Origin of the sequence: Guyparkeria sp. SB14A (genome assembly GCF_005096345.1) — a bacterium.
Classification (GTDB): domain Bacteria; phylum Pseudomonadota; class Gammaproteobacteria; order Halothiobacillales; family Halothiobacillaceae; genus Guyparkeria; species Guyparkeria hydrothermalis.
In genome coordinates this window covers 17,226-42,688 of record NZ_SWAW01000011.1, presented here as the reverse complement: position 1 = coordinate 42,688, position 25,463 = coordinate 17,226, and the positions used below count along the sequence as shown (strand labels likewise).

Sequence of the window (25,463 nt, the reverse complement as noted above, 5' to 3'; positions counted from 1 at the left end):
GGGCTCAGTGCTCCGCCGGATCCCCGTCGGGATCGCCGCCCAGTGTGCCCTCGACCAGTTGGTCGAACTGGGCCGGGTTGATGTACTGGAACAATTCCTTGTCGTCCGGCTCGACGGTGATGGCCAGGCCCTTCTCGGGGTAGAGCCACAGCTGTGCCTGCGGCTCGTCCTCGTCGCGCTCGGCGCGTGGCATCGGTCGTTTTTCCGCCGGCTCGCCGAAACGGCGGGTGATCAGGTCTTCCTCGTAGTCGGCGCTGGGCGCGTAACTGATCGAACGGATCGGCTTGTTTTGCGCCTCGAGCAGCGCGTCGTCCGACATCGACAGCTTGCGCGCCCCGCTGGGCGTCGGGTCGGCGATGCGCGAGTCCTCGGCCCACCGCTCCAGCGTGTCGGGATCAACCTCGGCCACCAGGATCACCTTGGCCGTCAGCGGTCCCACGTTCATGCGGCCGAAGAAGGCCTCCATCGACAGCGGCTTGCCGGGCTGGGAAAAGATCGCCAGGTCCGCCTTCTGGTCGTAGCGTCGCTTGAAGTCCAGCAGGGTCGATTCCCCCAGCGTCACGCCGAACACCGACACCTGACCGCGGTCGTTGACCTCGACGTCCCAGGGCAGGAACGGGTGGTCGGGCGGGGTAGGCTCGCAGCCGGCCAGCAGGCCGGCGAACAGGCTCGCGGCAAGCGCGATGGACCGGGGGGCGGAGAGGAGGTGGGGCATGGGCATTCCAGAAACGAGCCAGTGATAAGGAGAGTGGGGCGGTGTCGGATGCGGCAAACGGCCCGAGCCGGGATTTAATCAGCACGGCGGACGGCGGGCAAGTCGGCCGACCTCTCGTGACGGCTGGTCGTACGGCCCGTGTCTCGCCCATATATTGCGTTGAGCGAGTCCATGGGGGTATGTTGCCTGCATTCGGTTTGTCACATCAGGAGGGACGCGCATGCCGATTGCCGGGAGTTCGAATGGAATCGTTGGGCGAGTCGGGCCGTTGAAAGGCCTGTCGGGGGTCCTGGCGCTGGGCGTGGCCCTGCTGCTAGGCGCCCCGGCCGGTGCGGAGGACTTCCCGCTACGTGACAAGTACGCCTCGGTGGGCGTGCCGCCGGTGGAAACCGAGGAGCTGGCGGCCTCGCTGGATGCCATGACCGTGGTCGATGCGCGCTCGCCCTACGAGTACGAGACCCTGCACGTGCGCGATGCCGTCTCGATCCCGCTCGCCTCGCGGGACTTCGACGAATCCGTCCTCGCCCTGGCCGAAGAGAGCGGCCAGCCGCTGGTGTTCTACTGCAATGGCGTGACCTGCGCGGTCTCCTACAAGGCCGCCCTGAAGGCCAAGGAGGCGGGGGTCGAGGATGCCCGCGTCTACGACGCGGGGGTGTTTGCCTGGGCCCAGGCCCATCCCGAGCACACCGTGCTCCTGGGCGAGCCGCTGCAAAGCGTCGACCGCCTGATCGCCAACGAGGAATTCAAGGGCCGGGTCCTCGGGGAGGACGCCTTCTACGCGCGCATCCAGGCTAGCGCCGATCCGATCATCGTCGACATCCGCAGCAAGGATCAGCGCCAGGGGGTGTCGTTGTTCCAGATGCGCGACCGCCACGTGCCGCTGACCAACGACAACCGCGAGCTCGGTGGCCTGGTCGAGGTGGCCATGAGCGAGAACCGGCCGATGTTCTTCGTCGATGCCACCGGCAAGCAGGTGCGCTGGCTGCAGTACTACCTCGAGGGGCAGGGCGTCCCGGAATACTGGTTCCTCGAAGGCGGGGCCAGCAAGATCTACGAGAGCATGGGGATCCAGTAGTCCCCGGCCTCCCCATCGGCCGTCTGTCGCACGGCCGTCATTCCTAGCAAATCACCCCATTCCCTAGCCGCGGCCGGTGGCGCTCAGGCGATCGCGTGGCGATCCCGCCACTCGGAGGTCCAGCGTTCGAGCTGGTCGGGCACGGTCAGCCGGTCGGTGACCTGGGTGTCGAGCCCGAGCACGTCCCCCGCTGCGCGCAGGTTGTCGGTTGCCTGTCGCGTGTCCAGCGGGGCGGCCTGGTTCGTCTTGCTCAGCTTGCGCCCGTCCGGGCCGGTGACCAGGGGCAGGTGCAGGTAGGTCGGTACGCGCAGGCCCAGTGTCTCGGCCAGTTCCACGTGCAGCGGTGTCAGGGGCGCGAGGTCCTCGCCACGCACCACCTGCGTGATGCCCATCTCGTGATCATCCACCACGTTGGCCAGATGATAGGCAATTGGTCCGTCGGCCCGGCGCAATACCGGGTCGCCCACCTCGGTGGCCAGTTGCTGGCTCACCTCACCCAGGCGGCGGTCGGCCACGCGCCGTTGTCGATCGCTCACCCGGAACCGCCAGGCGTGTCGCTCGTCGGCCGCGGCGGGCTCTCGGCGGCAGAAACCGGGGTAGATCGGACCGATCGCGCCGATGACCTGGCCGTGTTCCTCGGCCCACTCGCGCAGCCGGGCGCGGGTGCAGTTGCAGCGGTACAATCTCCCCATGGTCTCGAGCCGTTCCAGGGCGGCTTCGTAATGGGCCGTGCGGCGGCTCTGGAAGACCACCTCGCCATCGAAGACCAGCCTGTGCGCCTGCAACTGGGCGAGGATCTCCTCGATCGCCTCCGGTCGACTGCGTGCCTGGTCGGTATCGTCGATCCGCAGCGACCACCGCCCCGCGTGGGCCCGTGCGTCCAGAAAGCTCCCCAGCGCCGCGACCAACGAGCCGGCATGCAGCGGCCCCGACGGGGTCGGGGCGAAGCGGCCGTGATAGCTCGGTTGGCGGGAGGTCATGCGATCAGGGGTCTCGGTTGCTGGTTTCCTGTCGATGTAATGACGGCGGGCGGCGAACTCAAGGGCGAATGGCGCATCCTACAGGGGCTTGAGAATCGCACCGTTGTCATGCCCCCATCGTTTCCTGATGTCGTAGAGTATCCCCATGTTCCCATCCGCTGTCTCCCGAGTTGTCCCTGCCATCGGCCGTTTCCTGCGCCGGGGTGCGTCCCTGTTGCCCGCGGGATTGCTGGCGATCAGCCCGCTGGCGGGCGCAGCGAATGGCCCCGCCAATGGATTCGGGCACCCGGCCCTCGGCGCCGAGCTGGACGGTTCGCTGGAGATTGCCCTCGAGGCGATCGAGCGTGGCGATCGTCGCGGCCTAGATCGGGCGCTGGAACGACTCGATGCGCTGCCACATGGCACGTCGGCCGGGCAGTACCTCGAGGCACGCTGGCTGCTCGATCGGGTCGACCAATCGCCCTCGGCCGTCGCCGCCCGCCTGCGCGATTACCCCGAGACGCCGCTGATGCCTCGGCTCAAGCGTCGCTATCTCGATCACCTGGCCGATAATGAGTCCTGGGGCGAGTACCGGCTGGTGTTCGATCGAGCCCCCGAGATCGAACCGGGCACCCGGCGTCAGTGTGCCTACTGGCAGGCCGAGCTGGTGCTCGAGGGCAGCCTGGGCGAGGCGCAGGCCGATGCCGCCCGCGAGGTCTGGCAGCGCGGGCGCAGCCAGCCGGAGGCCTGCGACCCGGCCTTCGAGTGGCTCGAGTCCAATGGCCATCTCGACGAGTCGGCCTACCGGGCCCGGGTGCGGGCCGCCGTGGCCGCCGGCCAGGATGGCCTGGCGCGCTACCTCGTTCGTCGCGGACCGACGGGGTTGGCGGAATATCGCGATCGCTGGCTGGCTCTGCGCGACCGCACCGCCACCGCCGTGCCCGCCTTGATCGAGGCCGAGGGTGATGCCGAGGAAATCACCCAGGGGCTGCTCTGGCTGGCCAAGCGCGAGCCGGCGCGTGCCCGCGAGTGGTTGGCCCGGGCCGAGTCACAGGAGTTGATCGAGACCGAGCAGGCCGGCCGCGTGGCACGCCTTGCTGCGCTCAAGGCGGCGTACCGCCACGAGCGCCAGGGGCACGAGTGGCTGACCGAGGTGCCGCTTGCCGCCCGCGACGAGGAGGTCTGGACCTGGACCGTGCGCTCGGCATTGCGCCATCTGGACTGGTCGCGGGTCAAGGCATCCATCGACGCCATGCCGGAGGAGCTGGCCGAGCGACGCGAGTGGCGCTACTGGCGCGCCGTTGCCGATGAGCACCTGGGCCAGTCGACCGCCGCGCGTGCCGCGTGGCGCGAACTGGCGGACACGCCCGATTACCACGGCTTTCTGGCCGCCGACCGACTCGGCCTGGGTTACCCCCTGCCGGCCCAACAGAACGGGCCGCCCACGCCCCCGGACGAGTCGGTGGCGGCCCTGCGTGAGCGCCCGTGGCTGGCGCTGGCCTTTGCCCTGCACCGGCTGGACCGTCCGGAGGATGCCCGCCGCCTGTTCAATCACGAGATCGACCAGATCGACGATGCGCTCCTGCCGGCCCTGGCCTACCTCGCCCACGCGGGCGAGTGGCACGACCGGGCCTCGGTGGTGATCGCGCGCATGGACAAGCTCCATGACCCGGCCTGGTACCCGACCCGATTCGCGCTGCCGCACCGGGCGATCGTCGAGGCCCAGGCCGAGCGTCAGGGCGTGCCCACCGAATGGGTCTATTCGATCATGCGTCGAGAGAGCCTGTTCATGCGGGATATCGGCTCGGGGGCCGGCGCGCAGGGGCTGATGCAGCTCATGCCGGCCACCGCGCGCTGGATCAACCGACAGGCCGGCCTGGGCCTCTCGCCACGCCAGCTGGCCGACCCCGGCACCAACGTCGCACTGGGCACGGCCTACATCGGCAACATGGCCGAGCGCTTCGGCGGGCAATACCCGCTGGCGACCGCCGCCTACAATGCCGGTCCCGGTCGCATCGGCGACTGGCTGCCGGCGGTGCCGCTGCCCGGCGACGTCTGGGTCGACACCATCCTGTTCGACGAGACGCGCGCCTATGCCCAGGCCGTGCTTGCGGGCATGGTGACCTATCGCTGGCGCCTGACCGGTGAGCCGCGCCGCCTGGGCGAGCTGCTCTCGGTGGTCAGGCCGGCGGATTGATTCACTTGTTTTGATGCCACGGAGTCGGGCCCTTGTCAGTCGCCACCTACCCACCGAGCTTCCTGTTCTTCGACCTGGAGACCACCGGGGCCGATCCGGTCTTCGACCGCCCGCTGCAATTCGCGGCCATCCGCACCGACATGGCCCTCGAGCCGATCGGCGAACCGGTGGTCTGGTACGCGCGCCCGCCCGATGACTGCCTGGCCCACCCGGCCGCGGTCATGACCACCGGGCTGTTGCCCGACGACCCGGTGCTGGCCGGGGCGGACAGCGAGGCCAACCTCGCCAACCGCATCCACCGCCTGGTGAGCCAGCCGAACACCTGCGTGGTCGGCTTCAACAACCTGCGCTTCGACGCGCCCATGTTGCGCTTTCTATTCTGGCGCAACCTGCTCGATCCCTACCGCCACGAATGGGCCGACGGCAACAGCCGCTTCGACATTCTCGACGCCGCGCGCGCCTATCGCCTGCTGGCCCCCGCCGCACTCAACTGGCCCGTGGACGGCAACGGCCACCCGACGTTGCGTCTGTCCGAACTGTCGGCGGCCAATGGCCTGACCCATGAGAACGCCCACGACGCCCTCAGTGACGTCGAGGCGACCATCGACCTGGCGCGGGCCCTGCGTAACGCCGACCCCGCGTTGTGGGAGCGCCTGCTCGCCGCGCGCGACAAGCGCGAGGTGGCCCGCGTGATCGACCAGCCGGGTCACGTCCCCTTCCTGCACGTCTCGCCGCGTCTGCCGGCCCGGGTGGCCTCCGCGTCCATGTTCTGCTCGTTCGGCCAGGTCGACGGCAATCGCAACCGCCGCGAATGCTGGGATCTGCGTTTCGATCCGTTGCCCTGGCTCGATCTGGATGCCGAGCAATGGGCCGAGCGTCGCTTTCTGAAAACCCCGCCGATCGAGGCCGAGCGCGACTGGGACGAACTGCGCCTGCCGATCAAGTCGATCCACCTCAACCGGGTGCCGGTGGTGCTGCCGGCCGAGGCGCTCGAGCGCGACGGGGTGGCCCAGCGGATGGTGATCGACCGCGCGCGCATCGAGGAGCACGCCGCGTCCTTCCGGCGGCACGTCGATGCCCTGCGCGAGCGCCTGATCGGCGCGCTCGAGCAGACGGAAGGGGACTTCCCGCCGCGACCGGCCGAGCAGTCCCTCTACGCGGGGTTCGTGCCCAACGCCGATCGCCGTCACCTCGAGGATTGGTGGGGGCGTGCCCGCGGGTTGCGCTCGCGCGACGAGGCGATTGCCCACGCGCGTGACCTCTTGGTCTGGCCGTTCGAGGACCCGCGCCTGCCGGAATTGGCCGAAGGTTTTGTCGCCCGGAACCTGCCCGAGGCGCTGGACGACGCCGCGAGGGAACGTTGGCGTGCGCGGCTGGTCGATCAATTGCGCCCCGGGCAGCGACTCGATCCGGGACAGGGGCAGGCGCCCGGCACGGACCGCGATTTCCCCACCCTGTTTGCCCAAGCGGATCGACTGGCGACCGACGAGCACTGGTCGCCCGAGCAACGGGCCTTGCTCGGCCCGTATCGACGCTGGCTCGAACAGCGCGAGCGGGCCCTCAAGGGTTAGGGAAACTCTGCACGAATGCCATACCGCTCTGCGCGCCTTGGCGAGTCGCCCGTGCTCGGCGTTGCAATGCCTTGACGTGGCCACCGGCACGCCGGCGACATCGCGCCTTGATCGCGAACGACTCGCCAAGCCAGAGTGGCATGGCATTCGTGCAGAGTTTCCTTAGGGAACGTCCGCCGATTCAGGCACTTGGCTCAAGTGGGGGCGTGGCGCGCCGATAACCCGGCAGGGAACACGAGGAATCCAGCATGAGCTTTACGGTCTTTGGTCGCGGGGTCAGCGACGGGGTGACGATCGACGAGGCGACGTCGCCCGGCCTGCTGCGCCCGCCGATGATGGTCGAGCCGCCGCCGGCCGTGCGCGAAGATCAGGCCGGTACGCCGTTCGCACGGGAGCGGGAGGCGGGCGGTCGACGGGATGACTCGTTGCGTGCGTATCGGGAGGCGGCCGGGCAGGTCAACCGCGAGCCGTCGCCCGTCTCGGTGGCCGAGCAGATCATGTCGAGCCCGGCACTGACCATCCGCATCAATGACACGGTGGGGCGGGCGCGCGATCTCATGGCCGAGCGGCGGATCGGGCTGTTGCCGGTGATGGGCGAGGACGGGCGCATCGAGGCGGTGATCACGCGCGGCGACATCACGCGCCAGCGGATTCGCTACTCGGATCTTGCCAAGATGCCGGTCGGGGCGATCGCCCGCTTCGAGGTGCTGACCGCCGGCCCCCAGACCAACATCCGCGAGTTGGCCCGGGTGCTGCTCGAGCAGGACATCCGTGGCATGCCCATCGTCGATCAGGCCGAGGACCCGCCCCGGGTGGTCGGCGTGGTCACACGCAGCGACATCCTGCGCGCGCTGATCAACTACGCGCCCCTCGAGCTCTGGCTCTAGCCCGGTATCGCGTGTGCCCGACCCCGAGGGTCAGATGGTCGGCGTCATGCCCTGGCGCTGTGCCAGTTCGCAGCTGTCGCTGTAGGCATCACGCATCAGGTTGAAGCAGGTCGCCAGGAACAGGCTCTGCAGTTCGACGAACTCGTCGAAGGCTTCCCGCTCGGCCTGCTCGCCGCCCTCGGCGCTCGTGATCAGCGTATCGGCCGCCTTGTGCATCTTGACGTGCAGCTGATGGACCTTGTCGAATTCGCCCTGGCGGCCGGGAGGTGCGCCGTGGCTCTCCAGGAAGCGCCCGAACCGGCACTCGTGTTCGCTCAGGGTCGGGCGGGGCGTGTTGTAGAGCAGCACCGCCATGATCCGCGAGTACCAGTCGAAGTGCCAGTAGGTGACTTCCTCGAAGCCGTCGATGAAGGCCTGGTAGTCGAACGAGTCCGGCAGGGTCTGGGACGATGCACTCATGGGCGATTTCACTTGCGGTGTGGGGCGTGGGGTCAGTCTAGGGAAGGTCTGCACGAATAGCCAATGCCTCTACGGGTCGCCCGACGGGGCTTGCCGGCTTGCCCGCCCTCGGTGTTGCCGATTCTCGCCGGGCAATGAGCCCGACTTCGAATCGGCGCCTTGATGGCGAACAAGCCGGCAAGCCAGAGGCATTGGCTATTCGTGCAGACCTTCCCTAAGCGATTTCAATTCGCCCTGACAGGATGAGTCGAACATTCGGCCATGACGACTTGATGTCGCCAGGGCCGCGTCGAGTGCGGCGTGCCGACCAGTCCTAGCGTTTCAGCAGTCCGGCCAGGTACTGCAAATCGACCACGCCGTTGTCGGGGGCGGGGCCGGCAAGCGTTTCGGCCGGCGCGTCCGGTTCGCCCAGCTGGTCGAGGACCGCGGCCGCGCCGTCGAAATCGTCGTCGGCGGTGTAGTCGTTAATGGTCACCACCACCGGCACGTCGGCCGCGCGGGCCGAGCGCACGCCGTTGGCCGAGTCTTCCAGGGCGATGGTCTCGCTCGGGGCAAGATCCATCTGCTCGAGCGTCCAGGTGTAGATGTCCGGGGCCGGCTTCTTGGCCGGGACGATGTCGCCGGCGGCGATCAGCTCGAACCAGCCCGGGCTGTCCTCGCCCAGGGTGGCGCGCAGGAGGCCGGTGACGTTTTCCGGCGTGGTGGTCGTGGTGATGGCCAGCCGCATGCCGGCCGCGCGGGCCTCGTCGATCAGTCGCTTGACCCCGGGACGCAGCGGGATCTCGCCGCGCTGCAACAGGTCGAGGTAGTGCGCGGTCTTGGCCTTGTGCAGGCCGGCGATCCAGGCGGCGAGGTCGTCGACCGCCGGACGAGCCGGGGCATGGGTCTCGATGAAGTGCCGGATGCGCTCCTTGCCGCCGGTGACGGAGAGCAGCTCGCCGTAGGTGGCCACGTCCCAGTGCCAGTCCAGCCCGGCATCACGAAAGGCGAGGTTGAAGGCGACGCGGTGACCGTCGCGCTCGGTGTCGGCCAGGGTGCCGTCGACGTCGAAAAGGATGGCTTGCAGCATGCGCGGTTCCAACTTTGGTTACCATTGGGCCCGTTCCCGGAACGGGGATACGAATCAAAACGATCGAGAGTCTACGCAATGCGCAAACGACCGGCCAGTTCCGGTGCCCGCTGGATCGCGGGTGGCTGGCAGCTTCTGAAGACCCGCCCGGGTCTCGTGATTGGCAGTGTGCTGCTGATGTACCTGCTGGTCTTCCTGACCAGTTTCGTGCCCGTGATCGGCATGGGGGCGGGCTACCTGATCGCCCCGATCCTGGGGGGCGGGGTGATCGTGATCTTCGCGCGGATCGCCGAGATCCTGGAACGGGCCGAGGACGAGCCGCTGGCGCGCGAGCAGCCGATCGGCTTCGACCTCCTGTTCTCGCAGTTTTCGGGCCAGGCGCCGTGGCGCCCGTTGCTCGGGCTGGGGGGCGTCACGATTCTCGTGAACCTGGCCATCCTGCTCCTGTTGGCGGCCTTTCTCACCGCGGCGATGCCCGAGGGGGGCATGGCGGCGCTGAACAACCCCGAAACCACCGACAGCGAGCGCCTGGCGCAGTTGCTGCCCATCCTGACCTCCGGCTCGGCCATGGGCATCTGGCTCGCGGTGATCGTGATCTACGTGCTCTACCTGTCGGCCATGCTGTTTGCCATCCCGCGGGTGGTGCTGGCCGGGGCGGGCCTGACCGCGGCGCTCACGGCGAGCTTCCGGGCCGTGTGGCTCAACTGGTTGCCGATGCTGATCTTCGGGCTGATCTGGCTGGCCCTGTTCATGACCATTCCGCTCACCGCGGGGCTGAGCGCGATCCTGCTGGTGCCCTGGGCCTGGGCGGCGCTGTATGCCGCCTACGTCTCCATCTTCCCGGCCGAGGAGCCGCGCGCCCAGACAGACGACGCCGTCGGCTGACGCCGTTCGAGGCGCGGGCCGCGCCGGGCTCTCTCGGGCGCTTGGCGCCAGGGCCTGTCCAGGCAAACAAAAAAGGCAGCGTGCTGGCACGCTGCCTTTTTCTTTGGGCGTGCCGGACGGGCGTCCGGCACGCGGCGCTCGATCAGTGCTCGTGACCGCCCGGGCCGTGGACGTGACCGTGCTCGATCTCCTCTTCCGAGGCCGGACGCACGTCCTTGATCTCGACGTCGAAGTGCAGGGTCTCGCCGGCCAGCTCGTGGTTGCCGTCGAGGGTGATCTCGTCGCCGTTGACTTCCTTGATGGTCACGACGGTGACGCCGCCCTCGGTCTGGGCCTGGAAGCGCATGCCCGGCTCGATCTCGTCGACGCCCTGGAACATGGAGCGCGGCACAGTCTGAATCATGCGCTCGTCGCGCTCGCCGTAGGCATCCGCCGGCTCGATGGACACGGACAGGGTGTCACCGACCGCCTTCTCGTCCAGCGCCTTTTCCAGGCCCGGGATGATGTTCTGGTGGCCGTGCAGGTAGGCCAGCGGGCCGGTCTGCTCGGAGCTGTCCATGACCTCTCCGGCATCGTTTTTCAGGGTGTAGTCGATGGAAACGACGTGGTCGTTCTGAACTTGCATTGATTTGCCTCGCGTGGACGGCTGTGAATGTCGGGGACACTTCCCGAATCCTTCTGCGACGTCAGGATCGATAAGAGGTTCCCCGGACGCGCGGGCAGGCGCCCTAGCGCGTGCTGAGGTGATAGAAGTGGTTGGTGGCGGCGACGAAGCCCGACGGGCTGCCGCAGTCGAAACGCCGTCCCTTGAACCGGTACGCGATCACCTTGCCTTGTTCGGCCTGCTCGCGCAAGGCGTCGGTGATCTGGATCTCGCCCCCGGTGCCCGGCGGCGTGCGACGCAGGATGTCGAAGATGTCCGGGGTCAGGATGTAGCGGCCGATGATGGCGAGATTGCCCGGCGCCTCCTCGGCGCTGGGTTTCTCCACCATCTCGCTCACCTGGATGACGTCGTCGTCGATCGGGGTGCCGCCGATCACGCCGTACTTGTGGATGTCCTGTTCGGGGACTTCCTCGACGGCGATCACCGAGCACTGGTGGCGCTCGTAGATGGTGGCCATCTGCGCCATGATCCCGACCGGCGAGCCGACGCAGAGATCGTCGGCCAGCACGACGCCGAACGGCTCGTGGCCGACCAGGCGTTCGCCGGTGAGAATCGCGTGACCCAGCCCCAGCATTTCCAGCTGGCGGGTATAGGAGAAGGTGCAGTTGTCGATCAGGCGGTCGATCGAGGCGAGCAGCGATTCCTTCTTGGTGCCGCGGATCTGGTGCTCGAGCTCGTAGTTGACGTCGAAGTGATCCTCCAGCGCCCGTTTGCCACGCCCGGTCACCATCGCCATCTGCGTCATGCCGGCCTCGAAGGCCTCCTCGACGCCGTACTGGATCAGCGGGCGATCGAGGATCGGCAACATTTCCTTGGGCATGACCTTGGTGGCCGGGAGGAACCGGGTGCCGTACCCGGCGGCGGGAAACAGACACTTGTCGATCATCGTCAGTCCTCTGGTTTGCTGTTTGCTTGTTCGGGGTGGCCGTTCTGCGCCTTGGCGTGACGGGCCTTGAGGTACCGCCGGCGCTTGATGCTGTGCCACCAGGCGGCCAGGAAGGCGACCGTGGCGGCGACGGCGATCAGCAGGTGCCAGCCACGATCGGCGGCGACCGCCCAGGCATCGGTGGCCGAGATCAGAAGGTAGAACAGGGCGACCAGCGCCGCCCAGATCATGGTCTTGTAATGCCCCAGCCACAGGCCGGGCAGGACGACGATCCCGGGCAGCAGCATGAACGTGGTGGTCAGGCCGCCGGGGCGGATTTCCGCGCGGCCGGCGAGCAACAGGCCCAGGTAACCGGCGATCACGGTGAGCAGACCGAGTGCCATCAGCCGCAGCGGCCAGATCGGCAGGCCTTCGCTGGTGCGCCCGGCGAACATCAGGTCAGTTGCCGGGCGATCGTGGCCACCCGCGCACCCAGCGCGCGGGTGAGCTCGCGCTCGTCGCGGCTGAGCCGGGGATGGTCGTTGGCGGTGTGGCTCGCGCCGTAGGGCGTGCCGCCGGTCTGGGTATGGGCCAGCTCGGGTTGCTGGTAGGGGATGCCGGTGATCAGCATGCCGTGATGGATCAGCGGCACGATCATCGACAGCAGCGTGGTTTCCTGGCCGCCGTGCATCGAGCCGGTCGAGGTGAACACCCCGGCGGGGCGGCCGGTGAGCTCGCCGCGGAACCACAGCCCGCTGGTGTCCTCGAGGAAGCGCTTGACCGCCGAGGCCATGCCGCCGAAATAGGTCGGGCTGCCCAGTAACAGGCCGCGGCACTCGCGCAGGTCCTCGATGCTCACCTCCGGGTCGCCGTCGGCGGGTTGCTGACCGTCCGGGCAGGGGATGCGGCGCAGTCGGGCCTGGGCCCCCTCGACTCGTTCGACGCCCCGCGCGGCCTGACGGGCGAGGGACTCGGTGTTGCCGCTGCGGCTGTAGTAGAGAATCAGGATGTCCACGGGAAATTCCGGCAGGGGTGGTAACGCCATTGCGGCCATTGCGCCTCGCGCCAGTTTAGCAATAACCTCGACGGGCAGGGGGCGACGTCCGTCGCCGGGCCGGTCGATGCGGGTGTATTGACAAATCCGCGTTTCGGTTTGATTGTTAGCCCACTATCTGTCTTGCTGCATGTCTGCGCAGGACATGGCCACATCGAGAGGTTACGGCGATGACTGCAAGCCACGTGACACGCCCTACATTGACCAAGCTGGCGAAGCCTCTGCGGTGGATCGGCGCCGCGCCGATCCTGGCCCTGCTCATGGCGATGGGGCTGGCGTTTGCGCCGGCCGGTCAGGCGCAGGAGCTCGAAGGCTTCTGGGACGACCCGTTCAAGGACCTGCAAGCCGACGTCGAGCAGGCCCGCGACGAGGGTAAGGCCGGGGTGTTCGCCTTCTTCGAGATGGACGAGTGCCCGTTCTGCCATCGCATGAAGACCCAGGTGTTCACCGACCCCGAGGTGCAGGAATACATCAAGGAGCACTTCGTCACGGTCAGCATCGACATCGAGGGTGACGTGATGATGACCGCCCCCGACGGCGAGCAGATCAAGGAAAAGGACTTCGCCTTCAAGAAGTATCGCGTGCGCGCGACTCCGGTGATGATCTTCTTCGACACCGAGGGCGAGCCGGCGCTGCGCTACACCGGCCCGACCCAGTCGCCCGAGGAGTTCCAGCAACTGATGGCGTTCTTCGCCTCGGGTGCCTACAAGGAGCCGGGCATGAACTTCTTCAAGTACAAGAAGCAGCAATAAGGCAACAAGGACGCCGCCCGCCGGGCGGCGTCACGGTGCGGGCAGGGAGGCATCGAGCATGGGAAAACGGCGAGACCTCGTCCCGAATCCGCCGGCCGGTCGCAAGCGAGCGGCCGCGCTGACGGCGTTGGTCGCGGGCCTGTTGGTCGCGGCGTTGCCGCCGGCAGGGTGGGCGGCCGACGACCTGCCGCCGCCCCCCGCGGTTGGCGAGGCGGGGCTGGTGAGCCCCGAGCCCCTGCCCGATGCGCTGACCTTCGAGCAGATGCTCCAGCTGCCGCTGGCCAACCAGTACGGCGTGATCGCCGCTCGGGCCCGTTACGAGCGCCAGCGGGCCGAGGAGCAATTGGTCCGTTCATCCAACCGTCCCCAGGTGACCCTCGACGGTCGGCTGCGCTACGTTGAGCCCGGCGAGCTTGCCGTCGAGAACGATCAGCACGACGACCATCGTGCCGGCCTCACCCTGCGCCAGAAGCTGTTCGACTTCGGTCGGCAACAGGATCGCGAGTCGGCCGCCGAGGCACGCCTGGCCGGAGAACGCCTCGCCCTGCTCGACGAGCAGCAGCGTCAGCGCCTGGCCCTGTTGCGTGCCTACTTCGATGTGCTGCTTGCCGACCAGCGCTACCAGGCGCTCAACGAGCGCATGGCCATCCTCTTCATCCGCTACGACCGCGCCCGTGACCGGCGCGAGCTCGGGCAGACCTCCGACTACGACATCGCGGTATTCGAGCGCGATTACCAGGACGTGATGCTCGAACGCGCCCGGGCGGATGCCGAGCGGCGCTTGACCCGCCGGCACCTGGCGGAGGTGGCCGGTCGTCCCGATCAGCTGCCGCGCGAACTCGAGCCCCCGGATCTCGACCGCCTGTTCGAACGCGAGGTGCCCGCCATCGGTGACCTGATCGAGACCGCGCTGGCCGAGGACCTCGCCCTCAACGGTCTGCGACGCCTGCACGAGGGCAGCCGGTCCGAATTGGCCGCGGCCCGCTCGGGCAACCTGCCCAGCGTGCACGGCGAGATCAATGCCGATTACTACACCCGCGAGGGCGCGACCCGCGACCCGTTCCGTGCCGGCGTCTACCTGGAATTCCCGCTGTTCCGCGGTGGGGCGCGCAACGCCGAGATTGCCGCCGCACAGGCCGAGCGCATGGAGGTCGTCGCCCGCATGGCCGAACGCGAGGCGGACATCCGTCGCTACGCCACCGAACTGGTCGAGATGATCCGGGTGCAGCAGTCGGTCGGCCGGCAGCGTATCGATGCGCTCGACACCTACGCCGAGCTCAACTTCATGCGCAACCAGACCCTCTACCAGATGGAGAAGGCCGCCGACCTGGGCGATGCCATGGCGGAGATGTCGATGGCCAAGTTCGAGCGCATGCAGACCACCTATGCCCTGGCCATGCGCTGGGCCGAGCTGGCCCTGCTGACCGACCAGTCGCTGGAGGCGGTGCTGTTGGGCGAGGCCGGCACAGCCCTCGGGGACGGTGACCAGAACACCATGGAGGAAACCTCATGAGACGAATCGAATCGAGCTGGGCGCGTCGCCTGATCGGACCGGTCGCCCTGCTCGGCGCCGGCCTTGCCACGCCGGCCTGGGCGGTCGAGGTCGAGGGGCGGCTGGGGTTTGCCGATCGCGTGGCACTCTCCACCCCGGTCGCCGGGGTGGTCGAATCGGTGCCGGTGCGGGCGGGCCAACGAGTCGAGGCCGGGGCCCTACTGCTCGCACTCGACTCGACGCCGTTCGATCAGCGCCATCGCATGGCCGCGGCGCAGATCGAGGGTCTGCGGCTGGCCGCCGACGAGGCGGCGCTGGACGCCGAGCGGGTCCAGGCCCTGTACGACCGCACGGTCGGCTCGGATTCCGAGCGGGCCCTGGCCGTGATCGCCCGCGAGCAGGCCGAGGGCGAGCGTGATCGGGTGCGCGCGCAGGCGGCCTTGCGGGCCTGGGAGCGTGACCAGGCCCGGCTGGAGGCGCCGTTCGACGCGCAGGTCCTGTCGGTGAATACCGCGGTGGGGGAGGTGGTCTCGCCGCAGCTGACGCCGCCGACCCTGGTCGAGATCGCCCGGGCGGACGAGCTGCTGGCCGTCGCCCGCGTGGATGCCGACCAGCTGGGCGCGCTCGAGCTGGGTGATGAGATCGCGGTCGATCGCAACGGTGATCGCCAGTCCGGCACCGTGGACGCGATCCGCGCCCGGACGGACGGAGACGGTCCGGTGCGTTACGAGCTGGCGGTACGCGTGCCGCGTGGCGACGGTTGGCGTGCCGGCCAGTCGGTCACCCTGGACCTGCCGGGCGATTGAACGCCTGAATTTTCCGGAGCCGGAAACGAAACGGGGCGGGATGCCAATCCCGCCCCGTTTTGCGTTCCCTTGATGCCGATCAGGCCAGCTGGGCATCCAGCCAGTCGAACAGTTGCTCGGCGGCAATGTCCTCGCTGGCGTCCGCGTCGCGGCGGCGCACCTCGAGCTGGCCGGCGGCGAGCCCGCGCGGGCTGACCACGATGCGCAGCGGGATGCCGATCAGCTCCCAGTCGGCGAAGGCCGCGCCCGGGCGCAGGCCGCGGTCGTCGAGGATGACCTCGATGCCGCGGGCGCGCAGGTCGGCGTAGATGGCCTCGGCGCGTTCCATCACCGTCTCGTCCTTGTTGGCGCCGATCGGCACGATGGCGACGGTGAACGGGGCGATCGGCTGGGGCCAGCGGATGCCGCGCTCGTCGAAGTTCTGCTCGATGGCCGCGGCAACGATGCGCGAGACGCCGATGCCGTAGCAGCCCATCAGCGGGGTGATCGGCTTGCCGTCCTCGCCGAGCACCTCGCAGTTCATGGCCCGGCTGTACTTGTCGCCCAGCTGGAAGACGTGGCCTACCTCGATGCCACGGCAGATGTCGAGCTTGCCCTGGCCATTCGGTGCCGGATCGCCGGCCACCGCGTCGCGCAGGTCGGCGGTTTCCGGCTCGGGCAGGTCGCGGCCCCAGTTGACGCCGGTCAGGTGATAGCCGTCCTTGTTCGCCCCGCAGACGAAGTCGCTCAGGGCAGCGGCGGCATGGTCGACGATCACGGGAATGTCGAGGCCGACCGGGCCGATCGAGCCGACCGAGGCACCGGTGAGCTTGGGCGCCTCGGCCTCGTCAACGAAGGTCAGCGGCTCGGCGATGGCCGGTTGCTTGGTTGCCTTGATCTCGTTGAGCGCGTGGTCGCCGCGCAGTACCAGCGCGACGGCCGGCACCTCGGTACCCTGGACCAGCAGGGTCTTGACCGTGCGTGTGGCCGGTACGTCGAGCGTGCTGGCCACGTCGTCGATGGTGCGCGCGTTGGGCGTGGCGACCTCGCTCATGGCCTCGGCCGGTTCGGCGCGCGGGCCGTCAGCCGGGAAGGTGGGGGCCATCTCGACGTTGGCGGCGTAGTCGCCATCGACGGCGTAGGCGATAGCATCCTCGCCGGAGTCGGCCAGGACGTGGAACTCGTGCGAGGCGTTGCCGCCGATCGAGCCGGTGTCGGCGACTACCGCGCGCCAGGCGAGACCCATGCGCTCGAGGATCCGGCTGTAGGCCGAGTACATCAGCTGGTAGGTCTGCTCGAGCGATGCAGCATCGGCGTGGAAGGAGTAGGCGTCCTTCATGACGAACTCGCGGGCGCGCATCACGCCGAAGCGAGGGCGTATCTCGTCGCGGAACTTGGTCTGGATCTGATAGAAGTTGACCGGCAGCTGGCGGTAGCTCTTGAGCTCGCGGCGGGCGTAATCGGTGATCACCTCTTCATGGGTGGGGCCGAAGCAGAAGTCGCGGCCGTGCCGGTCGGTCAGGCGCAGCAGTTCGGGGCCGTACTGCTGCCAGCGGCCCGATTCCTCCCAAAGCTCGGCCGGCTGGACCGCCGGCATCAGCAGTTCGAGCGCCCCGGCGGCATCCATCTCCTCGCGCACGATGGCTTCGACGCGGCGCAGCACCTTCAGTCCCAGCGGCGACCAGGTGTAGAGCCCCGAGGCCAGTTTCTTGAGCATGCCGGCACGCAGCATCAACTGGTGGCTGACAATCTCCGCCTCGGCCGGGGTTTCCTTCATGGTGTTGATGGCGAATTGGCTGGCGCGCATTGGGATCTCGTTCGTATTGGAAAGCGGGGTGCCGGCGGTGTCTCACCGGTGCGTGGCAGGCCGGGATTGTACCGAGCCGGGCGAGGGGGCGTCGAGCGAATCGACGTGACGCCCCGGGAAACGACAACGGCCGCGCGGGGCGGCCGTTGTGTCCGACGGATGGGCCGGGCTTATTCCTCGGCGGCGCTGCAGGCCTCCTCGATGATGGCGTCGAGCCGCTCGAGGCGTTCGCTGCGTTGCGCCTCGCTCATCGGCTGGTACTTGCCATCCTCGTCCTGGACCATCAGCTGGTTGCCGCTGTTGGCCACCGCCTCGCGCTGCTCGCGTGCCTGACGGCAGGTTTCCCTCGCCTTTTCCCGATCGACCACCTTGACCTCGGTGGCCGGGTCGGCGGCCCGGTCGCCGGCGGCCGGGGTTTCCTCGTCGCGGGCTGTCTCCGCCGACACGCTGGGGGCGGGGGGCGAGCCGCCGGCCTCGATGGTTTCGGAGGGGCGGTCCTTGGGCGGGGTCTGCGAGAACTGGACGTTGCCCCGCTCGTCGACGGACTTGTAGATCGTGGCGGCCTCGGCCGGCTGGTGGGCGAACGCCAGCATGATGACGGCCAGCGCGGTGACGCCGGCGCCGGCCAGGCGACGACCGGTGCTCGCCTGGCTGCGAGTCGAGGGGATCCCCAAGAGGGTGGGATGTGCTGCGATTCCTTGCATGATGTCGGGTCCCGAAGTGATGGACGATCCAGTGACGAGTCGACCCCTGCCCGGGCAGGCGTCCTCCTTGCCCGAGCATAAACCGCTCGCCCCGCCGTGAAAAGCCCCCGGCGGGGCGGTCGTGCGGTGATCGCGCCGCGCCTGGTGCTGGTCGCAAAGCAAAAGGTGGCTTGATACACTCACTGCCCAGTTTATCGCTCATCCCTACCGTTCACCGGAACAGAGACTGAACCAATGGCCGACCGTCGCCTCAAGGTTTTCAACACCGTCGCCCGCCTGCTGAGCTTCACCAAGGCAGCCGAGGCGTTGCACATGACGCAGCCGGCGGTCACGTTCCAGGTGCGCCAGCTCGAGGAGCACTTCGACACGCGCCTGTTCGACCGGACCCACAATCGGGTGACGCTCACCGACGTCGGTCACACGGTGTACGAGATCTCCGAGCGCATCTTCGAGCTGTACGACGAGATGGATCGGCGCGTGAAGGAGATGACCGGCGAGATCGGCGGCGCGCTGAACATCGGCGCGAGCATGACGGTCGCCGAGAACATGCTGCCCGCGTTGCTGGGCAACTTCCGCCAGGAGCACCCCGACCTGTCCGTGCGCCTGAAGGTGGGCAACACCGAGTCGGTGGTCTCGATGGTGGAGCACAACGTGGTCGACCTGGCGCTGGTCGAGGGCAGCGTCACCAACAAGAACCTGCTGGTCGAGACCTGCCGGCGCGACGAGCTGGTGGTGATCATGCCGCCGGAGCACGAGCTCGTCGCCTTTGCCGAGGAGGGCGTGCCGGTGGAGAAGCTGATGAAGTACCCCTTCATCTGCCGCGAGGAAGGCTCGGGCACCCGCGAAGTGGTCATCTCCTACATGAACGATCAGGGCTTTGCCGAGGGGTGGGACGTCTGCATGGAGCTGGGCAGTCCCGAGGCGATCAAGGGGGCCGTCGAAGCGGGCATGGGTCTGTCGATCATGTCCTCGGCGGGCATCAGCAAGGAGCTCAAGCTCGGCTTGCTGACCGCCGTACCGCTAAAGCCGCGACTGTTCCGCGACTTCTCCTTCGTGCGTCAGCGCCACAAGTTCCGGCTGCCGGCCATGGAGCAGCTGCTCGAGTTCTCGCGGGGTTACTGCCGAGACAGCACGCCGATGCACGACCTGGAGGTCATCCAGCACACCGCGAATGGCGAGGAGGCCTGACGCGCGCTGGCGATTCGCCGTTTGACCGCGATCCCATCCACGATCGAAACGCCCGGAGGCAACCCTCCGGGCGTTTTTCGTTGCGGGGGTGTCGGGTTTGCTCGCGGCAGATGCAGGACGGCGCGGGGCGGTTGGCGAGCGGGCGGCCGACGACTGCCCGTGAGTCGCGCGGCATGGCGACTCATCGACCCATGGATGGGTGTCGGGGCGAATGGCGGGCAACAAAAAGCCCGGCGCGGGCGACCCCGGCCGGGCTGATCAAGTGCCCCGCGGGGCGACGGGCTGGTCGGGGCTTAGAAGCCGCCGCTGGCAGCCGACTGCATCATCTTCCACATGGTGTCGCGGACGTGCATGGCGTCTTTCTTGAAGTCCGGATCCATTTCCTTGCCACCGTGAACGAACATGTCCATGTTCAGGCTGTAGAGGTGGTAACCACCTTCTTCGTCCTCGACCACGGCGATGCGGCAGGGCAGGTAGGCGGAGAAGTACGGGCTGAAGTTGACGGCCTTGCGAGCGATCTGCGGGCTGCAGTACTGATAGATCATCAGGTAGCGCTGCTCTTCGCCGGTCTCGAGCTCGAGCTGCTTGGACAGCGGCATTTCGCCGACATTCATCAGGCCAGAACCGACGGCTGCCGACTCGATGCTCATCTTGATGTCGTCCGGACCGAGGCCGTCAGCAACTTCCATATGCCAGACAGTGGCCGCGCCCAGGTCGCCGCCGCTCTCGACAAACTTGTCGTACATGTTGCTGTAGATGTCCATGGCCTTCGGATCGAGGTTGTCCTTGACGGACAGGAACCCACAGCCGGACAGCGTCGCGATGGCGACGCCAAGGATCGATGCCTTGAGGAAATTACGCATTGTGTGACTCTCCCTGTGTAATTTTTCGTCTTGAGGCCAGGTGGCCTCGACGAATCCGATTATCTGCGCATTAGAACATGCTTACAAACTTGATTAATTTACTCCTGATAAAGGGGCTTAATTTGGCTATCCAGCCCCGTCATGGCGCGGTTTTTCGGGGTGAAAAACGCCCGCATCGCGGCGGGCGAGGCGGCGTTGGCGGGCAATTTTCGGCCCTCAGAGCACCTCGGCAGCAAACTCGGCCAGGCGCGAGCGCTCGCCCCGGGTCAGGGTCACGTGCGCCCCGTGGGGCCAGCCGCGGAAGCGGTCGACCACGAAGGTCAGCCCCGAGCTGGTCTCGGTGAGATAGGGGGTGTCGATCTGGGCGATGTTGCCCAGGCAGACCATCTTGGTGCCCGGGCCGGCGCGCGTGATCAGGGTGCGCATCTGCTTGGCCGTTAGGTTCTGCGCCTCGTCGATGATGACGAACTTGTTCTGGAAGGTCCGGCCGCGCATGAAGTTGAGCGAGCGGATCTTGATACGCGACTGCAGCAGGTCGTTAGTGGCCGCGCGTTCCCAGGAGCCGCCCCCGCCATCGGTCTTGGCCAGCACCTCGAGGTTGTCCATCAACGCGCCCATCCAGGGGGTCATCTTTTCTTCCTCGGTCCCGGGCAGGAAGCCGATGTCCTCGCCCACCGGGATGGTCACGCGCGTCATGACGATTTCGGTGAACAGCTTCTGCTCCAGCACCTGGGTCAGGGCCGCGGCGAGGGTCAGCAGCGTTTTGCCGGTACCGGCCTGGCCGAGCAGGCTGACGAAATCCACGTCGGGGTCCATGAGCGCATTCAGGGCAAAGCTCTGTTCGGGGTTCCGCGCGGTGATCCCCCAGACCGAATGCCGCTCCTGCTGGTAATTGGTGACGCTCTCGAGCACCGCACTGCCGTCGGCCTCGACCTCGCGCACCACCGCGGTGAACGGCGAGGGTGCCTCGAGCCGCAGGTAGAGGTTGGGGTACCACTCGGCCGTGTCCGCGCCGTGGATGCGGTAGAACACCCGGCCCTCGTCCTGCCACGATTCCAGCGACTCGCCGTGCGCCTCCCAGAAGTCCGGGCCGAGGCTCTCGTGGCCGGTGTGCAGCAACGAGACGTCGTCGAGTACCTGGTCGTTGTGGTAGTCCTCGGCCTTCAGCCCGACGGCAGTCGCCTTGATCCGGAGGTTGATGTCCTTGGAGACCAGGATCACCTCGCGGTCCGTGACCCGCTCTTGCAGGGCAAGCGTGATACCGAGGATCTGGTTGTCCGCCCGGCTGCCCGGCAGACTCACCGGCAGGTCGTTGCTCTCCTCGCGGGTCTGCAGGAACAGCCGCCCGGTGGGTGTCACCGCGTGCTCCGGCTGGCCGTGCAGGGTGGTGTGGATGGGCAGACCCTGATTGATCGTCGTCATGTCGACGTCAGCGAGCATCTCGTCGAGGAACCGGCTGACCTGCCGCACGTTGCGCGCGGTCTCCGACTGGCCCTTCTTGCCGGCGTCGAGCTCCTCGAGCACGATCATCGGCAGGTAGATGTCGTGCTCCATGAAGCGGTAGAGGGCGGTGGGGTCGTGCATCAGCACGTTGGTGTCGAGGATGAACAGGCAGCGGGTCTTGCGGGTGGTGGTGATCATCGCGTGAGCTTGTCCCTGTGATTGGCGGGCGGGCGAGCGGTCGTCGTTAAAGGGCCTTGACCGCTTCGAGTACCGCCTCGACGTGACCGGGGACCTTGACCTTGCGCCAGGCCTCCCGGATCACGCCGTCGGCGTCGATGAGAAAGGTGCTGCGCTCGATGCCCTCGAAGCGCTTGCCGAACATGTTTTTCATGCGCAGGACGTTGAAGGCCTGGCTGACCGAGCGGTCGGTGTCGGCAATCAGGGGAAAGTCGATACCCTGCTTGTCGCAGAACTTGCGGTGACTGGCGGCATCGTCGTTCGACACCCCCACGACCCGGGCGCCGGCCGCCTCGAAGGCGGGCAGGGCGGCCTGGAAATCGCGCGCCTCGGTGGTGCAGCCCGGGGTGTTGTCGCGCGGGTAGAAGTACAGCACCAGCGGTTGGCCGCGCAGGTTGGCGAGGGTCAACGTGTCGCCGTCGGTGGTCTGGCCGGAGAAGTCGGGCGCTTTCTGGCCTGGGCGGGGGTCGGGGGACGCGGTGGCGGCGGTCTTGCTACTCATTGGACTCGATGGAACTCCTCGGCTGTGACGTCGTGATGAAACCGGGCCGGTAACGCCCGATGCCTGCTGCCAATATAGCAGCCGTCCGAGGGGCCGTGCGGGCCGTGGAGACCGGCCGTCGGAGCGCAGTGGACCCGGCTTGTCACTGGCCGATAACTGCCGGTACTATGCGAGTTTGGCCCCGCCCCCGATCGACCTGGAAGAAGGTCGTCGCCGGGGCCGGACGGCCACGATCCACCGATCCGTAGGCGATCTAGACACACGCGAGGCGACATGGCGGCGAACACGATTACCGGCAGCATGGTGGCCCTGGTCACCCCATTGCACGACGACGGCGCAGTGGATTATGTCGGTCTCAAACGCCTGATCGAGTGGCATGTCGATGCCGGCACCCACGCGATCGTCGCCGTCGGCACCACCGGCGAGTCGGCCACCCTCGATTACGAGGAGCACATTGCGGTCATTCGCGCCACGGTCGACCTGGCCGCCGGCCGCGTGCCGGTGATCGCCGGCACCGGGGCGAACTCCACCCGCGAGGCGCTGGCGCTGGCGCGCGGCGCCCGCTCGGCCGGTGCGGATGCGCACCTGTCGGTCACGCCCTACTACAACAAGCCCACCCAGGAAGGGCTCAAGCAGCACTTCCGGGCGATCGCGGACGCGGTCGACCTGCCGATGATCCTCTACAACGTCCCCGGCCGCACGGCGGTGGACATGGCCCCGGACACCACCCTGTCGCTGGCCGAGCACCCCCATATCGTCGGCATCAAGGAGGCCACCGGCTCGATCGAGCGCATGCGCGACATCATCCAGCGTGGCCCGGACGACTTCGCCGTCTACAGTGGCGAGGACAACCTGGGCGCCGCCTGCATGCTCTCCGGGGGCAAGGGCAGCATCTCGGTTACCGCCAACGTCGCGCCGCGGTTGATGGCGCAGATGGCCGAGGCCGCGCTCGCCGGCGACCAGGCCACCACGGAATCGCTGGACGCCCGCCTGGCCCCGTTGCACCGCGAGCTCTTCTGCCAGACCAATCCGATCCCGGTCAAATGGGCCCTCCACCGCATGGGCCTGATCGGGCCGACGCTCCGGCTGCCGTTGACGCCGCTGGACGACGTCTACCAGGCCGGGGTCGAGGAAGCACTCAACGAGGCCGGCTGTCTCGATCCCGATTGACCGGCACCACGCGTACCGAATTTTCCCCACCCGACATTCAACCAAGACACTGGAACCGAACAGGCATGCGATACCCCACCCCTTCCCGGATGTTGACCTTCGCCGCGCTGGCGGCCACCGGCCTGATCAGCGGTTGCTCCAGCATCCCGTTCGTCGGCGGCGATGACGACCGTGACGCCGAGCGCGCCGCGCAGCTGGAAGTGCCGCCGGCCTTCTCCGGCCCCGCGGCCGGCGGTTCGGTCGCGTTGCCCGAGATCGCCTCCGCCCGCGCCGAGGCGATGGCGCGCAACGAGGAATCCGGCGTACTGGCGACCGGCACCGACATCCGGGTGGCCGGCGAGCCGGGTAGCCGCTACCTGGTCGTGGGCACCGACCCGGACTCGGTCTGGCCGAAGCTGCAGGGCTTCCTGCGTGACGAGGGCTACTCGATCCGCCGACTCGAGCCCGGTGTCGGCCTGATCGAGACCGACTGGACCGGCGTGGCAAGCAACGACGGGGGCGGCTTCAACATCATGAGCTTCCTCAAGATCGCCCAGGACACCCTGTTCAAGCCGGACTCGATCGAGAAGGTGCGCCTGCGCATCGAGCGTGGCGAGGCCGACAACGAGACGCTGGTGTTCGTCACCGGCCAGAAGCGCGAGCTGACCGGCGACGAGCCGCTGGTCCCCGGCGACGAGAGCACCACCTTCGAGTACAGCAACCCGGTGGATTCGCAGGCCATGACCGCCGAGACCATGTCGCGGCTGGCGGCCTACCTCTCGGGTAGCGATGCCGAGGAGTCACGCGCCCTGGTCGGGCAGAAGTTCTCCGCCCGTTCCAAGGTGATCACCGGCGAGGAGCCCGAGGATCGCTACATCGAGGTCAGCCAGTCCTTCCCGCGTGCCTGGAACCGCGTCGGTCTGGCCCTCGATCGCCTCGGCTTCGATCCGGTCTCGCGCGACCAGGACGACGGCGAGATCGAGGTCAAGCACAGCTACCCGCAAGCGCTCTACGAGGGCATCGTCATGCGCGGCGTGACCGTCGACAAGGACGCCGAGATGACCCTGCACCTGAACCTCGAGGTCCAGCCGCGGCGTGACGGCGGCACCGATGTGCGCATCGAGCGCATCAACGTCGCCGGCGGCACCCTGCCGCAGGACCGCGCGGTGATCCTCTCGCGGATCAACGCCGAACTGGAGTGACCGTCGCGGTCGGGCGGCAGCCGCCCGACCGAGTCACCCAAAACGAAGGCCCCGTCCGGTCGAGACGGGGCCTTTTTTGTTGCGAGATCGGTTGAACCGGAACCGATGGCGGGTGGGTCCGTCCTGCGGCCTATCGTCCCGGGCGATGGATCACGGCCCAGGCCGAGTGGTTGTGGATCGACTCGAAGTTCTCGACGCCGATCGAGAAGCCGTTGATGCCCGGGTAGCCTTCCAGGGCGTTGGCGACGTCGCGCACCATGTCCTCGACGAATTTCGGGTTGTCGAAGGCGTACTCGGTGATCCACTTCTCGTCCGGGCGCTTCAACAGCCCCCACAGCGGGCAGGAGCCCTCGGCCTCGACCGCGGCGATCAGGTCGCGCAGCGACAGCGCGGGGTCGATGACCTCGGTCTCGACCGTGATGTGCGAGCGCTGGTTGTGCGCGCCGTAGGCCGAGATCTCCTTGGAGCAGGGGCAAAGGCTGGTGACGGGGATCACCAGCTTCAGGCCGACGTGGGGCCGGCCGTGTTCGACGCGCCCGATCAGGGTCACGTCGTAGTCCATCATCGCACCCTGGCCGCTGACCGGCGCATCCTTGGCGACGAAATAGGGGAAGGTGAAGTGCGCCTCGCCGGACTGGGCCTCGAGTCGCTCGATCATCGCCCGGGTCCAGTCGGACAGACCGGCAATCGACAGCGTGAGCGGGCCCTCGTTGAGCAGCGCCACGAAGCGCGACATATGGGTGCCCTTCTTGTCGGCGGGCAGGCCGACGGTCAGTTGGCACTCGGCGACGGTGGCGTGCTCGCGGCCGTCGTCGAGGAACGTCATGGGATGACGAATCGCCTTGATGCCCACCTGGTCGATCGCGATATCGCGCGCATCGTGGCTGGACTGGACATCGGGCATGTCGTGGCTGTTCATGGGCAGTTCAAACGCTGTGT

The 25,463-nt window shown here is 67.8% G+C and carries 25 protein-coding genes; 11 read left to right on the top strand and 14 right to left on the bottom strand.

Annotated features, from left to right (window positions below; genetic code table 11):
• Positions 1-4: 4 nt before the first annotated feature.
• On the bottom strand, positions 5-715 hold the full coding sequence (locus FAZ79_RS06110; RefSeq protein ID WP_136867096.1) for a hypothetical protein: 711 nt from the start codon (positions 713-715) through the stop codon (positions 5-7).
• A gap of 268 nt (positions 716-983) precedes the next feature.
• On the opposite strand from FAZ79_RS06110, the gene FAZ79_RS06105 reads away from it, so the two are divergent.
• The gene (locus FAZ79_RS06105; RefSeq protein ID WP_169303617.1) at positions 984-1,790 is read left to right on the top strand and encodes a rhodanese-like domain-containing protein; all 807 of its coding nucleotides are present in this window, start codon (positions 984-986) and stop codon (positions 1,788-1,790) included.
• Positions 1,791-1,873: 83 nt separating this feature from the next.
• On the opposite strand, the gene gluQRS is transcribed toward FAZ79_RS06105, so the two are convergent.
• A complete protein-coding gene (gene gluQRS / locus FAZ79_RS06100; RefSeq protein WP_136867094.1) occupies positions 1,874-2,770 on the bottom strand; it encodes a tRNA glutamyl-Q(34) synthetase GluQRS in 897 nt (298 codons plus the stop codon).
• 214 nt (positions 2,771-2,984) lie between these two features.
• Here gluQRS and FAZ79_RS06095 point away from each other — a divergent pair, with 214 nt between their 5' ends.
• The 3 genes from FAZ79_RS06095 to FAZ79_RS06085 all read left to right on the top strand — a co-directional run bounded on the left by FAZ79_RS06095 (position 2,985) and on the right by FAZ79_RS06085 (position 7,404).
• Positions 2,985-4,946: a lytic transglycosylase domain-containing protein gene (locus tag FAZ79_RS06095; RefSeq protein ID WP_169303616.1), complete on the top strand. Its 1,962-nt coding sequence runs from the start codon at positions 2,985-2,987 to the stop codon at positions 4,944-4,946.
• 32 nt (positions 4,947-4,978) lie between these two features.
• Positions 4,979-6,517, top strand: coding sequence for an exodeoxyribonuclease I (gene sbcB / locus FAZ79_RS06090; protein ID WP_136867092.1), 1,539 nt, complete (start codon positions 4,979-4,981; stop codon positions 6,515-6,517).
• A gap of 248 nt (positions 6,518-6,765) precedes the next feature.
• The gene (locus tag FAZ79_RS06085; RefSeq protein ID WP_136867091.1) at positions 6,766-7,404 is read left to right on the top strand and encodes a CBS domain-containing protein; all 639 of its coding nucleotides are present in this window, start codon (positions 6,766-6,768) and stop codon (positions 7,402-7,404) included.
• A 30-nt stretch (positions 7,405-7,434) separates the two neighbouring features.
• Here FAZ79_RS06085 and FAZ79_RS06080 read toward each other — a convergent pair whose 3' ends face one another.
• Together FAZ79_RS06080 and FAZ79_RS06075 are read right to left on the bottom strand one after the other, a co-directional pair.
• A complete protein-coding gene (locus FAZ79_RS06080) occupies positions 7,435-7,863 on the bottom strand; it encodes a CZB domain-containing protein (protein WP_136867090.1) in 429 nt (142 codons plus the stop codon).
• Positions 7,864-8,176: 313 nt separating this feature from the next.
• Positions 8,177-8,932, bottom strand: a complete 756-nt coding sequence (locus tag FAZ79_RS06075; protein WP_136867089.1) for an HAD-IA family hydrolase — start codon at positions 8,930-8,932, stop codon at positions 8,177-8,179.
• A 78-nt stretch (positions 8,933-9,010) separates the two neighbouring features.
• Between FAZ79_RS06075 and FAZ79_RS06070 the strand changes: the two genes are divergently transcribed.
• Positions 9,011-9,817 carry a BPSS1780 family membrane protein gene (locus FAZ79_RS06070; protein ID WP_136867088.1) on the top strand — a complete coding sequence of 269 codons (807 nt, stop codon included), beginning with the start codon at positions 9,011-9,013 and terminating at the stop codon, positions 9,815-9,817.
• Positions 9,818-9,959: 142 nt separating this feature from the next.
• On the opposite strand, the gene FAZ79_RS06065 is transcribed toward FAZ79_RS06070, so the two are convergent.
• The 4 genes from FAZ79_RS06065 to wrbA all read right to left on the bottom strand — a co-directional run bounded on the left by FAZ79_RS06065 (position 9,960) and on the right by wrbA (position 12,391).
• Complete coding sequence (locus FAZ79_RS06065) at positions 9,960-10,442, bottom strand: peptidylprolyl isomerase (protein WP_136867087.1); 483 nt, start codon at positions 10,440-10,442, stop codon at positions 9,960-9,962.
• A 103-nt stretch (positions 10,443-10,545) separates the two neighbouring features.
• Complete coding sequence (galU, locus tag FAZ79_RS06060; RefSeq protein ID WP_136867086.1) at positions 10,546-11,367, bottom strand: UTP--glucose-1-phosphate uridylyltransferase GalU; 822 nt, start codon at positions 11,365-11,367, stop codon at positions 10,546-10,548.
• Positions 11,368-11,369: 2 nt separating this feature from the next.
• On the bottom strand, positions 11,370-11,801 hold the full coding sequence (locus FAZ79_RS06055; RefSeq protein WP_136867085.1) for a DUF2069 domain-containing protein: 432 nt from the start codon (positions 11,799-11,801) through the stop codon (positions 11,370-11,372).
• On the bottom strand, positions 11,801-12,391 hold the full coding sequence (wrbA, locus tag FAZ79_RS06050) for an NAD(P)H:quinone oxidoreductase (protein ID WP_136867084.1): 591 nt from the start codon (positions 12,389-12,391) through the stop codon (positions 11,801-11,803). The genes FAZ79_RS06055 and wrbA overlap by 1 nt, the downstream gene beginning before the upstream one ends.
• Positions 12,392-12,570: 179 nt before the next feature.
• On the opposite strand from wrbA, the gene FAZ79_RS06045 reads away from it, so the two are divergent.
• The 3 genes from FAZ79_RS06045 to FAZ79_RS06035 are packed head-to-tail and all read left to right on the top strand — an operon-like array spanning position 12,571 to position 15,450.
• Positions 12,571-13,152 carry a thioredoxin family protein gene (locus FAZ79_RS06045; RefSeq protein ID WP_136867083.1) on the top strand — a complete coding sequence of 194 codons (582 nt, stop codon included), beginning with the start codon at positions 12,571-12,573 and terminating at the stop codon, positions 13,150-13,152.
• Positions 13,153-13,210: 58 nt separating this feature from the next.
• Positions 13,211-14,665: a TolC family protein gene (locus FAZ79_RS06040; protein WP_136867082.1), complete on the top strand. Its 1,455-nt coding sequence runs from the start codon at positions 13,211-13,213 to the stop codon at positions 14,663-14,665.
• Positions 14,662-15,450 carry an HlyD family efflux transporter periplasmic adaptor subunit gene (locus FAZ79_RS06035; protein WP_136867081.1) on the top strand — a complete coding sequence of 263 codons (789 nt, stop codon included), beginning with the start codon at positions 14,662-14,664 and terminating at the stop codon, positions 15,448-15,450. Before FAZ79_RS06040 ends, FAZ79_RS06035 begins: the two co-directional genes overlap by 4 nt.
• Positions 15,451-15,529: 79 nt before the next feature.
• Here FAZ79_RS06035 and FAZ79_RS06030 read toward each other — a convergent pair whose 3' ends face one another.
• The gene (locus FAZ79_RS06030) at positions 15,530-17,236 is read right to left on the bottom strand and encodes a proline--tRNA ligase (RefSeq protein WP_136867080.1); all 1,707 of its coding nucleotides are present in this window, start codon (positions 17,234-17,236) and stop codon (positions 15,530-15,532) included.
• A 170-nt stretch (positions 17,237-17,406) separates the two neighbouring features.
• Entirely contained in the window at positions 17,407-17,940 is a 534-nt protein-coding gene (locus FAZ79_RS06025) for a DUF4124 domain-containing protein (RefSeq protein ID WP_136867079.1), read from the bottom strand.
• Positions 17,941-18,174: 234 nt separating this feature from the next.
• Here FAZ79_RS06025 and FAZ79_RS06020 point away from each other — a divergent pair, with 234 nt between their 5' ends.
• On the top strand, positions 18,175-19,128 hold the full coding sequence (locus FAZ79_RS06020) for a LysR family transcriptional regulator (protein WP_136867078.1): 954 nt from the start codon (positions 18,175-18,177) through the stop codon (positions 19,126-19,128).
• Between the two features lie 293 nt (positions 19,129-19,421).
• On the opposite strand, the gene FAZ79_RS06015 is transcribed toward FAZ79_RS06020, so the two are convergent.
• The 3 genes from FAZ79_RS06015 to FAZ79_RS06005 form a co-directional block, all read right to left on the bottom strand.
• On the bottom strand, positions 19,422-19,991 hold the full coding sequence (locus tag FAZ79_RS06015; protein ID WP_136867077.1) for a DUF302 domain-containing protein: 570 nt from the start codon (positions 19,989-19,991) through the stop codon (positions 19,422-19,424).
• A 216-nt stretch (positions 19,992-20,207) separates the two neighbouring features.
• Positions 20,208-21,632 carry a PhoH family protein gene (locus tag FAZ79_RS06010; RefSeq protein WP_136867076.1) on the bottom strand — a complete coding sequence of 475 codons (1,425 nt, stop codon included), beginning with the start codon at positions 21,630-21,632 and terminating at the stop codon, positions 20,208-20,210.
• Positions 21,633-21,678: 46 nt separating this feature from the next.
• Positions 21,679-22,173, bottom strand: a complete 495-nt coding sequence (locus tag FAZ79_RS06005) for a peroxiredoxin (RefSeq protein WP_136867075.1) — start codon at positions 22,171-22,173, stop codon at positions 21,679-21,681.
• Positions 22,174-22,446: 273 nt separating this feature from the next.
• Between FAZ79_RS06005 and dapA the strand changes: the two genes are divergently transcribed.
• Complete coding sequence (gene dapA, locus FAZ79_RS06000; RefSeq protein ID WP_136867074.1) at positions 22,447-23,343, top strand: 4-hydroxy-tetrahydrodipicolinate synthase; 897 nt, start codon at positions 22,447-22,449, stop codon at positions 23,341-23,343.
• Between the two features lie 65 nt (positions 23,344-23,408).
• Positions 23,409-24,524, top strand: a complete 1,116-nt coding sequence (gene bamC, locus FAZ79_RS05995) for an outer membrane protein assembly factor BamC (protein ID WP_169303615.1) — start codon at positions 23,409-23,411, stop codon at positions 24,522-24,524.
• Positions 24,525-24,654: 130 nt separating this feature from the next.
• Here the strand turns inward: bamC and folE2 are convergent, their stop codons facing one another.
• Entirely contained in the window at positions 24,655-25,443 is a 789-nt protein-coding gene (gene folE2, locus FAZ79_RS05990; RefSeq protein WP_136867072.1) for a GTP cyclohydrolase FolE2, read from the bottom strand.
• Positions 25,444-25,463: the final 20 nt, after the last annotated feature.